Source organism: Desulfonispora thiosulfatigenes DSM 11270 (genome assembly GCF_900176035.1).
Classification (GTDB): Bacteria; Bacillota; Peptococcia; order Peptococcales; family Desulfonisporaceae; genus Desulfonispora; species Desulfonispora thiosulfatigenes.
This window is the reverse complement of sequence record NZ_FWWT01000022.1, coordinates 36369-48894: the sequence shown is the minus strand read 5'-3', so window position 1 is coordinate 48894 and position 12526 is coordinate 36369. Positions and strand designations below refer to the sequence as shown.

The window sequence follows — 12526 nt, the reverse complement described above, 5'->3', positions numbered from 1 at the left end:
CTTAGTTTGCATTTTTTTTAAGATTTTAAACTGAGATATTTTTCTAAAAAAAATCGTTATAAAAGAATAGTCTTTTATAACGATTAAATAGTAGTAGTTTTAAATTTTCGATAAACATGCCTCATTAATAAATTATATTTACTAGACTCTGCATCTTCAGTTAATATCCTCATCGCTAAATCCTTAGTTACTTCCATAATAGTATGGTCTTTAATAATATCTGCAATTTTCAAACTTGGTAAACCATGTTGTCTTGTGCCAAAAAAGTCTCCGGGACCTCTTAAGTTTAAATCCTGCTCTGCAATAATAAAGCCATCCGTTGAACTCGTCATTATTTCCATTCTAGCTCTACTTTCTTTACTTTTAAGATTAGAGATTAAAATACAATAAGACTTTTTAGAACTTCTTCCTACTCTTCCTCTTAACTGATGCAGCTGCGCTAAACCAAATCTTTCTGCATTTTTAATCATCATTACAGTAGCATTAGGTACATTTACACCTACTTCAATAACTGTTGTAGCAACTAAAATATTAATCTCTCCTGCTCTAAACTTTTGCATAACATTTTCTTTTTCAGAAACTTTTAGCCTACCATGGATCAAACCTACATTTAATTCTGGAAAAACATCCTTACTTAAATATTCTGCTAGATTAGTTGCATTTTCCAAATCAAGTTTTTCTGATTCTTCTACTAAAGGACAAACTATATATACTTGTCCTCCTAGGGTAACTTCTTTTCTCATAAAATTATAAACTCTATCTATTTCCTTCTCATCTAAATGATACGTTTTAACGCTTTGTCTTCCTGGAGGCAACTCATCTATCACCGATAACTCCATATCACCATATAAGGTTAATGCTAAGCTTCTAGGAATAGGTGTAGCTGTCATCACTAGTAAGTCTGGAGATAAACCTTTCTTTTGCAGTTCAAATCTTTGATTAACCCCAAAACGATGTTGTTCATCAATTACTACTATTCCTAAATTATCAAATACTACTTCATTTTGAATTAAAGCATGAGTACCAATAATTAATTTATACTTTCCCTGCAATATTCCTAATGACTTTTCACTTTTTTCTTTTTTAGTCATGCTCCCTGTTAACAGTACAGGTATTATTCCAAGTGGAACTAGAATTTCTAAAAAGCTCAAATAATGTTGTTCAGCTAAAATTTCCGTAGGAGCCATTAACGCACCCTGATAACCACCAGCTATTGCCTTTAACAAAGCCCATATCGCAACTACTGTTTTTCCTGATCCTACATCACCTTGAATTAAGCGATTCATAGAGTGAGTGCTTTCCATATCCTTATTTATATCCCCAATTACTTTAAATTGAGCATCTGTTAATTTATATGGTAAACTTTCAAGAAAATATGTGGTTAATTTTTCCTTCTTTACATGACTTATGCCTGTATTGTTTTTAGTTACTTTTCGTAGGCTTTTAATACCTAGTTGTAAAATTAATAATTCCTCAAAAACAAGTCGATATCTAGCCTTGTTTTGCAAATACCAATTACTTGGAAAATGTATTTCTCTAATTGCTTCTTTAATAGACATTAAATGATATTCTTTTAAAATTTCTGGTGGTAAGTATTCTTTGATCGTAGTTAAATATTGATTCAGGGTAGTTTTAATAATACTTGTAATCATTTTTTGCGAAATACCTTCTACAGCAGGATAAATTGGCACAATTCCTGGATTTTCGTTGTTAGATTCGTTAAAGAAAGTATAATCACTTACTTTGATTTGTTTTTCAAAACGCATATCTACTTTACCCGTAAGATATATTTTCTTATCCTTATTTAATTTATTCTTTAAAAAAGTTTGATTATACCAAATAGCCGTTATTACGCCTGTAGTATCTTCTAAAATAGCCTTTAATATTTTTAGTCTGGGTCGTGGCGTAACTACTTCTACCGATTTAATTGTGGCTAAAATTGTATTTACTTCGCCATCTACTAATTCGCTGATATTTCTAACCTGGGAACGATCTTCATATCTTCTGGGGAAATAATATAAAATATCCTCAATATTTTCAATACCCAGTCTTTTTAAGTGACTTATTTTCTTTGATCCTATTTCAGCAATATTATTTAACGCACTTTCTGTAATGCTATATTCTTTTGATTTAATCTGTTTTTTATTAATTTGCACCTTTTCACTTGTGGGTTGCTTGCTTTTCTCTATATCACTTTGTTTAATATTGTTATCTAGTTGCATATTTTGATTTTTATCACTTTGTTCTTCAACATTTTCTTTTTGGTTTTTTATCTCTATTACCTTGGGCGAAAAGATTCCTTCTTCTTTAGTATTAAGTTTATTTTTAATTTCTAATTCTAACTTTTTTAGCAACAAATGTCTTTCCTGTAAAGTTAATTCGGTGTATTTATTAAATTCATGAGTGTATTCGTGTAATTTTACCTCTCCTAAAGCTAATTTAGGTAAATTACTTAAAATAAAACTATCAAATCCTCCAATAACTCCACTATTACAGTATTTTAAGTTTTTTTCAGCTTTAAGTGCTTTTAAAATTAATTCTTGTTTTTCTTTTAATAACATATATTATCACCTATCAATAAATATTGCTTTAATTATAGCATGTATGGAACAGAAAAAAGGAGAATGAAATTTCATTCTCCTTGTAATTTTAATATTATGAACCATATAACGATAACAATACACCTGCAGCTACTGCTGAACCAATTACACCAGCTACATTTGGTCCCATTGCATGCATTAGTAGGAAATTCCGTGGATTTTCTTGTTGACCTACTACTTGCGATACCCTAGCTGCCATTGGTACTGCTGATACTCCCGCTGAACCAATTAAAGGATTTACTTTACCTTTTGTGACAACATACATTAATCTACCTAAAAGTACCCCGCCACCTGTTCCAATACAAAAAGCTAATAATCCCATTACAATAATTTTAATTGTTGAAGCAGTAAGAAATGCTTCCGCGGTAGCAGTTGCTCCTACAGTTACTCCTAGAAATATTGTAATAATATTTATTAATGCATTTTGAGCTGTATCTGTTAAACGTCCAACTACTCCAGATTCGCGGAATAAATTACCTAACATCAGCATACCTACTAAAGGTGCTGCAGTAGGAAGTAATAAGGTTACAACAACTGTAACGGCAACTGGAAAAATAATTCTTTCTAATTTAGACACCTCTCGTAATTGTTCCATCACGACCATTCTTTGTTCTTTAGTTGTTAAAGCCCTCATTATTGGTGGTTGAATAATCGGAACTAATGCCATATATGAGTATGCAGCTACTGCAATTGGGCCTAATAAGTGAGGCGCAAGTTTAGAAGCTACAAATATGGCTGTTGGTCCATCTGCTCCTCCAATAATACCTGTTGAAGCTGCTTCTGTTGGCGAAAAACCTAATGCTAAAGCACCAATAAAAGTAACAAAAATTCCAAGTTGTGCTGCCGCCCCTAAAAGAAGTGTCTTAGGATTTGCAATTAAAGGTCCAAAATCCGTCATTACACCTACACCTAAAAAAATTAGAGGTGGATAAATTCCAAGCTTTACACCTTGATAAAGCCAATATAACAATCCTCCCGGTTCTGTCATATGGTGAATATCATTAGGATCACCATAAACCGGTGGACTTGAAATTCCTGTTCCTGGAAAATTAGCTAATAGCATACCAAAGGCTATTGGTAATAATAATAATGGCTCATATTGTTTTTTAATCGCAAGATATAATAAAATAAAAGAAACAAATATCATAATGACTTGTTGATAGCTTATTGTAGCAAAACCTGTTGATTTGACTAGATGCACGAGAGCTTCTCCCAGGTTTATTTCATATCCCATCTTTCTTCAACCCCTCTCGTCTATTCCTAGCTAAGAATAAATAATCTTTCACCAGACTGAACTGTAGCACCTTCACTTACAGCCATTTGTGTGATTTTTCCATCAGCTCCAGCAGTTATTTCATTTTCCATTTTCATAGCCTCTAAAATTAAAACAACTTCACCTGCTTTTACATTGGATCCTTCTCCCTTTATAACTCTTAAAATTTTTCCTGGCATCGGCGATGTAACTTCTTCACCTGAAGCATTTGCTGTTTTAGGCATAACCTGCTTTTCTACTATGGGAGTAGGAGTTGGATTTGGAACTGGTTTAATAACTGGCTTACTTATAGGGGTAGTCGTGCTAGTGCTTCCTCCTACTTCTTCAACCTCGACTTCATAAGAATTTCCATTAACCTTTATATTGAATTTTTTCATAAAAACTTCTCCTTTAAATAAAATAATTATATTCTACGAGTATTCATGGCATCTAAGCGATTAGCTTGAGACCAATTTGCCCCACTAGATCCTTGTATTCTGGTAATTTTTTTAATAGCTACCTGATGACCAAGGGCTGCTATTGCTGCAGAAATTACGGCTACTAATTCTTCAGGATCTTCCTCATCTTTATTTTTAGTTACTTCTGGATTTTTATCATTAGGAACTTCTATAATACTTTTTTCTTTTTTTGTAAATAAATCAAGTAAATAAGATTGTGCTTTGATTAAATACATTAATGCTATAAGGGCAATAAATACTATTCCTATGCCTAAAGCTGCAACCTTCAAACCATATAACCACATTATAATTCCTCCTTGTTATTAGATTTTTAGAGAGGAATATTACCATGCTTTTTAGCAGGAACATTTTCTCTTTTAGTTGCCAGCATTTCAAATGCATTAACTAAAACTGACCTAGTAACCTTTGGCTCAATAATCATATCTACATAACCTCTTTCAGCTGCCACATAAGGTGTTGCAAAACGATCTTCATAATCTTTGATTACCTCAGCACGTTTACTTTCTGGATCAGAAGCATTATTTATGTCTTTACGGAAAATAACATTTGCCGCTCCACTTGCTCCCATAACGGCTATTTCAGCAGTAGGCCAAGCAATAACTTGATCAGCACCTAATTCCTTTGAACACATGGCTATGTAGGCTCCACCATAAGCTTTTCTCGTAACTAAAGTTACCTTAGGTACTGTTGCCTCACAATATGCATACAACATTTTTGCACCATGACGAATTATTCCAGCATACTCTTGATTAGTTCCAGGTAAAAAACCAGGGACATCAACAATATTTAACACTGGTATATTAAAAGCATCACAAAATCTAACAAATCTTGCTGCTTTGTCTGAAGCATCTATGTCTAAGCAACCTGCTTTTACCTTAGGTTGATTTGCGATTACTCCAATACTTCTGCCATTTAATCTAATATAAGCTGTAATAATATTTTGAGCATAATTTTGTTTAACTTCAAAATATTCTCCATTATCTGCAATGGTAGCTATAATATCCTTCATATCATAAGCCTCATTTGGATTATCGGGAATTATTTTATCAAGTGCTTCTTCTATTCTAGAAGGATCATCACCTGTATAAAAAGTTGGGGCTTCTTCTAAATTGTTATTAGGTATGTAACTTAACAAAGTTTTAATTTGATTTATGCATTCTGCTTCGTTTTCAGCAGCAAAATGTGCAACTCCACTTGTAGTATTATGAGTTACAGCACCACCTAATTTTTCTGCGCTTACCTCTTCACCTGTAACTGCCTTTATTACTTGAGGACCTGTGATAAACATTTGAGATGTATCCTTAACCATAAAAATAAAATCAGTAATCGCTGGAGAATAAACTGCACCACCTGCACAAGGTCCCATAATTACTGAAATTTGGGGAATTACACCTGATGCTTTAGTATTTCTATAGAAAATATTACCATAACCACTTAAAGCATCAACGGCTTCTTGGATTCTTGCTCCTCCTGAATCATTTAAACCTATGCAAGGAGCACCAACCTTCATAGCTAAATCCATAACCTTACAAATCTTCTTAGCATGCATTTCACCTAAAGATCCACCTATTACGGTAAAGTCCTGCGCATAAGCATAAACTAATCGTCCATTAATTGTTCCATATCCTGTTATTACACCTTCTCCTGGTGCTTCAACCTTTTCCATGCCAAAATTGGTACAGCGATGTTTTACAAATTTATCTAATTCAATAAATGAATCTTCATCAAATATCATTAATAATCTTTCTCTAGCTGTATATTTACCTTTTTCATGTTGCTTTAAGATAGCCTTTTCGCCACCACCTAAATCTATTTTTGCCGATAATTCTTTAAGGTCTGCGATTTTTTTTCCCGTGCTCATTTAATTCACCCCTTGAATCGAATGTTTTAGTACCTACTCCTAATAATATATCACAATTATTTTGATTTTAGTACCATGTCATAATATTTTTCTTAAAAATATTGATTTTTATTTTTTATATAATAGAATTTGGTAATAATCACAAATACCATCTAATAATTATACACTTATTACCATAGACCTTGCAAAAATTATACTGTATACACAAATTGAATAAAAAAAGGGCGTCTCTGAACTAGAAAACATTTTCTAGCCTAGAGACAACCCTTTTTAATTTATGTACTTTTTAATAGAATGGCCATACTATCGGGATAACAGCCATACACACTAAATAACAAATAACTATTAAAGGTGTTCCAACTTTGATATAATCCACAAACTTAAATCCACCTGGTCCTAAAACTAAAGTATTAGGAGGAGTTCCTACAGGGGTCGCAAAAGCACAAGATGCTGCAACTGCAATTGTTAATACTATAGCTTGAGGACTTGCACCTAAAGAATTAGCGATAGCTAAACCGATCGGACATAATAAAGCGGCACAAGCTGTGTTTGACATAAATTGACTAAGAATAGCTGATAAGAAAAATAAAGCAGTCATAACAGCATATGGACCAACATTATCCCCCATCATTCCTACAACACTATCAGCAATAATTGCACCTGCTCCAGTTATCTCCATAGCTTTAGCTAAAGGTAACATTCCTGCAAATAAAAATATTGTAGTCCAATCAATTGATCTATAAGCTTGCTTTTCATTTAAACAACCTGTTACTACACATAATAAAGCTCCTGTTATGGCTGCTACGTGTAGAGGTATAATGTCAAAAGCCATGATTAAAACTACACCTAATAAAATTGCTACAGAGATAAATTGTTTTGCAAAAGGAACTACTTTTACTTCTTCAACAGCTTCTTCAGACATATCATCAGGATTGCGATCTGGAATTAACTTTCTTCCTAAGGTTAACATATAAATAATACCTGCAACTGTAATCGGAATACCTATGTAAGCAAATTCAAAAAATCCAAATGGTGGTAATTTTGCTGTGTTTAAAACAGCATTAGCAGCTAAATTTGGAGGAGTTCCTACTAAAGTGATAATTCCACCCATACCTGCTGCAAAAGCTAAAGGCATTAAGATCTTACCTCTACTCCAACCTGCTGAACCTGCGATTCCAATAGCAACTGGAAGTAATACTGCGGTAGTTCCTGTATTACTTAATACTGCTGAAAGTGCTGCTGCAATAAACATAACTCCGAAAGTTAATCTTATTTCACTCGTTCCAGCAATTTTTACAACGCTATCACCAATCTTTTTCGCTACTCCCGTTTCAAACAGAGCAGCACCTACCACGAACATACCTGCAAATAAAAGTACACTAGTATCCATAAGTCCTGAAAATGCTTCTTTTTTAGCGTCTAACACGCCTGTTAAAGCTAAAATAACCGGTACTGACATAGCGGTAACTGCTAAGGGAATAATTTCTGTTACAAATAAAATTGCGGCAATTGCTAAAACTATCAGGGTAATTGTTGATGTTGCCATAAAATAACCTCCTCATTTTTTGATTTGTTTGAAAACAATATAATACCTGCAATATTCAGAATATTACTTCACTAAGTATATAATAAAACATTTCATTATAGTTATAAATAATTTTTTTAAGTAAATTATTCCTCTTTTTCATCTTTAAAATAGAAATTTCTAATTTGCAATTATAGTAATTATCAATAACTGGCTAATCACTTATAGCCAGTTATTATAATGGAATTACTTTTTACGCACTAAAACATCTCCTGCAATTATTTTATGTATTATATTTTCTTTATCTTTTACAATTAAGCATCCCCCCGAGTCTATATCTATGGCCATTCCTTCAATTATCTCTTTTGGCATCTTAACTATAACCTCTTGCCCTAAAGTACAAGAATTGTTTTTCCATTCATCTAAAATTTCTGAAAACCCTTTTTCTAAATATAAGTTATAGACCTTTTCTATTTCTTCTAAAATAACCTGTAACATTTGCACTCTTTTAATTTCTTTACCTAAACATATTTTTAGTGACGTTGCACTATCTTGTATTTCGTCTGGAAAGTCATCATTTGATTGATTTACATTAAGTCCAATTCCGACAATGACATAATTTATACGATCTATCTCCGCGGACATTTCTGTTAAGATTCCACATACCTTGAGATCATTAATTAAAATATCATTAGGCCACTTAATTTTTGCTGAGACTCCTAGATTCTTTTCTAGTGCTTTAATCATACCCACTGCCATAACTAATGTAATCTGAGCTGCAAAATTAGGTAGTATATTAGGTCTTAAAATAAAAGACGTCCATATTCCTTTTCCTTTAGCTGAAATCCATTTTCTACTTAACCTTCCCTTACCAGCTGACTGTTCTTCAGCTACTATTACCGTTCCTTCAGGCTTACCCTCACTAGCTAATTTTTTAGCATAATTATTTGTCGAGTCAACTTCATTTAAAAAATAAAATTTTTCTTTACCCCATTTACTCGTGTTTAAATTAGTCAAGACTTCATTTTCTAGTAAAATATCTGGTCTTTGGATTAATTTATAACCTTTTCTGGGGAATGATTCAATTTGATAACCTTCTTGTTTTAAAGCATTTATGTGCTTCCAAATTGCAGTTCTCGATACACCATATTTATTACTTATTTCCTCTCCAGATATATATTCTGCTGAACTACTTATTATATTTAAAATTTTATTTTTCAAAATATCACTCCTACTATTTTTTGTATTAAGATTATATTAAGTTATATTATTAAACCTTGCAATAAACATAGTATTTTGTTAGAATTAAACAGTGAATTTACTGTCGATTAGTATGCATATGTGGTTTATATAAGGAGGTGTGTACACCATGGCTAGAAAATGTGAAATTTGTAATAAAGGAGTATCTACTGGTATGCAAGTAAGTCACTCTCATATCAGAAGTAAGAGAAAATGGGCACCTAACCTGCAAAGAGTTAGAGCAATCATTAACGGTACTCCAAAACGTATAAATGTATGTACGCGTTGTCTGCGTTCAGGCAAAGTTACGCGTGCAGTCTAATTAACTATAAAAAAGGTGACTTTAAGTCACCTTTTTTTAATACTATTTTATATATTAATATTTTATTACTATTTATTTTTGTTATTATTTATTTCTTCTACTAATTTCTCCAAATCATCTTTATTAAATAAATATTCTTCGTTACAAAAATGACATCTAATTTCAGCTCGTCCTTCAGTTTCAACAATATCCTTGATTTCTTTATCACCTAAACTTATTAAAATATTTTCTAATTTATCTTTACTACATTCACATTTAAACATTACCGGCTTTTCATCCAGTATTTTAATATCAATACCTTTTAAATACTCACCAATTAATCCTTTAGCATCTAAGCCTTCTTTTATTAAAGTACTAATTGGCTTTACGTCTTTAAGATTTTCTTCGATTTTAATCAAGGCTTCTTCCTCTGCTCCAGGCAATGCCTGAATAATAATTCCACCAGATGCTAAAACGGAATTATCTTTATCTACTAAAACACCTAAGGAAACTAAAGAAGGAGTTTGCTCAGAATCTAATAAATACTTAGCTAAGTCATCTCCTATTTCACCTGTAATTAAAGGTGTACTGCCCGTATATGGTCGTTCTAATCCTAAATCCTTAGTTATATATAACGAACCCGCTCCGACACCTCCACCAACGTCTATTTTACCTGCGCTATTAAGTGGTAAATACACATGGGGCTCTTGCACATATCCTCTTACTTCTCCCTGAGAATTTGCTATTGCTATTATTCCTCCTAAAGGTCCATCACCTAAAACCCTTACGGTTATAGTTCCTTCTTCTTTTAAACCCCAACTTAATAATAACGTACCCGTGATTACCCTTCCTAGTGCTGCTGTGGCTACAGGGAAAGTATCATGCTTTAGACGTGCTTCGTCAATAACATTTGTAGTAATTACTGATGAAACCCGTAATGTACCATTTAATGCTGTAGATCTTACTATATTATTTTGCATATATATTCCTCCTAAGAATTCTGAGATTATAAAAATAATTCTGTTTGATGATAAAATAAGTATACCTTATTTTTAAACTTAATATAAATAAAAAAAGCTAGGGATTTACCCTAACTTATTTAAAACTTGCTTCTTTTTACTTTTAAAAACTGGTTCAAAAATACTTTTTACCTTTTTATATAAAACAAAAGTTAAAGTTCCTGTCATTAATCCTTTAATTATATTAAAAGGAATAATTGAAATAGCTAATAATTCCAGTACTCCACTTTTTGGAATACCCCATAATGGTAGTAACCAAAAATAATTTGCAACAACCATAACAATTGTTGTTAAAACCACTCCTAATACTATCCCTATAAAAGCTCTAGCTTTAGTTTTCTTCGTAAAATAGATAGTACCTGCTACTAGAGAAAAGGTAGCTCCTGCAATAAAATTAGCTGTTATACCAATAATACCAGCTGGTGCCATACCTACAAAGAGCGACAAAATGTTTTTTAGAAAATCTACTAAAACCCCATACCATGGTCCTAAAGCGAAGGCAGCAATTAAGGCTGGCAATTCTGCAGCATCATACCGAAGGAATTCAGGAAAAAAGGGAAGTGGAAAAGAGAAAATCTGTAAAACTAAGCCAAAGGCTGCTAATAACCCTATTCTAGTTAAAATTTTTGTATTCATTATATTCTCCTTTTTACCTAACCCCGAAGGAATATTATATTATTTACTTAAATATTATCAAATCGCGCTTAAAAGTCAAGCATAAGACTTTTTAATGTCATCTATGGCCTTTTTCCTGTTTTCATGACCAAAGATAGCAGACCCTGCAACTAAAACATCTGCCCCAGCTTCAACTACAAGAGGTGCGGTTTCTTTATTAATTCCACCATCAATTTGAATACTTAAATTTAAGTTCTTTTCATCTATTAATTTTTTTAAAGCATTTATCTTACAGACAACGCTTCGGATGAATTTTTGCCCTCCAAATCCAGGATTAACGCTCATTAAAAGAACTAAATCAATATCTTCTATAACATATTCTAAAACATTAAGTGGAGTTGAAGGATTTAACGATACACCGGCCTTAACTCCTAAAGACTTTATATTTTGGATAGTCCTATGCAAATGAGGTGTTGTTTCTGCATGAACTGTAATTAAATCAGCTCCTGCACTAACAAATTCCTGTATATATTTATCAGGATTCTCAATCATTAAATGAGTATCGAAAAATAAATTAGAATGTTTTTTTAAGGCTTTTAAAACTAAAGGTCCAAAAGTAATATTAGGAACAAAATGACCATCCATGATATCAAGATGTAACCAATCGGCTCCTGCCGTCTCTATACTTTCTACCTCCTCTTTTAAACAACTAAAATCAGCTGACAATAATGATGGTGCGATCTTTATCAATTTAATAACTCCTTTCATTGCTTATAACTTCTTCTAAAAATGCCAAATAATTTTTATATCTATTTTCACTTATTTTTCCTAAGCTAACAGCTTCCTTTACAGCGCATTTTGGCTCCTTGTTATGCAAACAAGTTGAGAATTTGCATTCATTTTGATAAGCATATATCTCCGGAAATAACCAAGAAAATTGTTCTCTTACAATATCCTTGGGTAAATCAAGAGAACTAAATCCTGGTGTATCTGCTACTAGGCCACCAAATGTAAAAGGAAGAAATTCAACATGACGTGTTGTATGTTTTCCCCTTTTTAATTTGTTACTAATTTCTCCTGTTTGTAATTTTAATTCTGTTTGTAAAGAATTTAATAAACTAGATTTTCCTACTCCAGACAAACCGGCAAAAACAGATTTCTTTCCAGTTAATGTTTCTTTTAACTCATCTATACCTATGTTCTGTTTGCTACTAGTAAAAATTACCTTGAAATTAGCTTTCTCATAAATACTTCTAATTCTATTTAATTCATCTTCCGTTACTAAATCACTTTTATTAAAACAAAGAATTGGTTTTGTTTTATTCCAAAGCGCCAAAATAGTTAGACGATCAATCATCCAAAAATCAGGTGGAGGATTTAAACAAGCATTAACAATAATAACCTGATCTACATTAGCAATTGGGGGTCTTGTTAATTCATTTTTTCTTGGTAATACTTTTTCTATTACACCTTTAAAGTCAGATATAATACTAAATATCACTTGATCCCCAGGTAAAAATTTAGAGTTTATTAATTTATTTTTACCTCTTAATGAGCATTCATATATTTGATTATTATATTCTACATAATAAAAACCACTATACCCCTTTAAGATTATCCCTTCGATACTTATCT

The 12526-nt window shown here is 32.1% G+C and carries 12 protein-coding genes; 1 reads left to right on the top strand and 11 read right to left on the bottom strand.

The features are described from left to right. Positions 1 to 83 precede the first annotated feature (83 nt). The 7 genes from recG to B8965_RS09035 all read right to left on the bottom strand — a co-directional run bounded on the left by recG (position 84) and on the right by B8965_RS09035 (position 8938). Positions 84 to 2561, bottom strand: coding sequence for an ATP-dependent DNA helicase RecG (gene recG / locus B8965_RS09065; protein ID WP_084053848.1), 2478 nt, complete (start codon positions 2559 to 2561; stop codon positions 84 to 86). Positions 2562 to 2655: 94 nt separating this feature from the next. Then, the gene (locus tag B8965_RS09060) at positions 2656 to 3834 is read right to left on the bottom strand and encodes a sodium ion-translocating decarboxylase subunit beta (protein ID WP_084053846.1); all 1179 of its coding nucleotides are present in this window, start codon (positions 3832 to 3834) and stop codon (positions 2656 to 2658) included. A gap of 26 nt (positions 3835 to 3860) precedes the next feature. Then, on the bottom strand, positions 3861 to 4250 hold the full coding sequence (locus B8965_RS09055) for a biotin/lipoyl-containing protein (RefSeq protein WP_084053844.1): 390 nt from the start codon (positions 4248 to 4250) through the stop codon (positions 3861 to 3863). A 26-nt stretch (positions 4251 to 4276) separates the two neighbouring features. Then, positions 4277 to 4615 (bottom strand): OadG family protein, encoded by a 339-nt coding sequence (locus B8965_RS09050; protein WP_084053842.1) that lies wholly within the window; start codon positions 4613 to 4615, stop codon positions 4277 to 4279. Positions 4616 to 4641: 26 nt separating this feature from the next. Further along, complete coding sequence (mmdA, locus tag B8965_RS09045) at positions 4642 to 6192, bottom strand: methylmalonyl-CoA decarboxylase subunit alpha (protein ID WP_084053840.1); 1551 nt, start codon at positions 6190 to 6192, stop codon at positions 4642 to 4644. A 286-nt stretch (positions 6193 to 6478) separates the two neighbouring features. Beyond that, positions 6479 to 7738: an SLC13 family permease gene (locus B8965_RS09040; RefSeq protein ID WP_084053837.1), complete on the bottom strand. Its 1260-nt coding sequence runs from the start codon at positions 7736 to 7738 to the stop codon at positions 6479 to 6481. 225 nt (positions 7739 to 7963) lie between these two features. Continuing rightward, positions 7964 to 8938: a biotin--[acetyl-CoA-carboxylase] ligase gene (locus B8965_RS09035; protein WP_200805904.1), complete on the bottom strand. Its 975-nt coding sequence runs from the start codon at positions 8936 to 8938 to the stop codon at positions 7964 to 7966. A 148-nt stretch (positions 8939 to 9086) separates the two neighbouring features. Between B8965_RS09035 and rpmB the strand changes: the two genes are divergently transcribed. Continuing rightward, the gene (gene rpmB, locus B8965_RS09030; RefSeq protein ID WP_084053833.1) at positions 9087 to 9278 is read left to right on the top strand and encodes a 50S ribosomal protein L28; all 192 of its coding nucleotides are present in this window, start codon (positions 9087 to 9089) and stop codon (positions 9276 to 9278) included. 68 nt (positions 9279 to 9346) lie between these two features. On the opposite strand, the gene hslO is transcribed toward rpmB, so the two are convergent. The 4 genes from hslO to rsgA all read right to left on the bottom strand — a co-directional run bounded on the left by hslO (position 9347) and on the right by rsgA (position 12506). Further along, a complete protein-coding gene (gene hslO, locus B8965_RS09025; RefSeq protein WP_084053831.1) occupies positions 9347 to 10237 on the bottom strand; it encodes an Hsp33 family molecular chaperone HslO in 891 nt (296 codons plus the stop codon). Between the two features lie 105 nt (positions 10238 to 10342). Continuing rightward, positions 10343 to 10912, bottom strand: a complete 570-nt coding sequence (locus B8965_RS09020; protein WP_084053829.1) for an ECF transporter S component — start codon at positions 10910 to 10912, stop codon at positions 10343 to 10345. A 75-nt stretch (positions 10913 to 10987) separates the two neighbouring features. Continuing rightward, on the bottom strand, positions 10988 to 11641 hold the full coding sequence (rpe, locus tag B8965_RS09015; RefSeq protein ID WP_084053827.1) for a ribulose-phosphate 3-epimerase: 654 nt from the start codon (positions 11639 to 11641) through the stop codon (positions 10988 to 10990). Position 11642: 1 nt separating this feature from the next. Further along, positions 11643 to 12506 (bottom strand): ribosome small subunit-dependent GTPase A, encoded by an 864-nt coding sequence (gene rsgA, locus B8965_RS09010; protein ID WP_341451820.1) that lies wholly within the window; start codon positions 12504 to 12506, stop codon positions 11643 to 11645. Positions 12507 to 12526 lie beyond the last annotated feature (20 nt).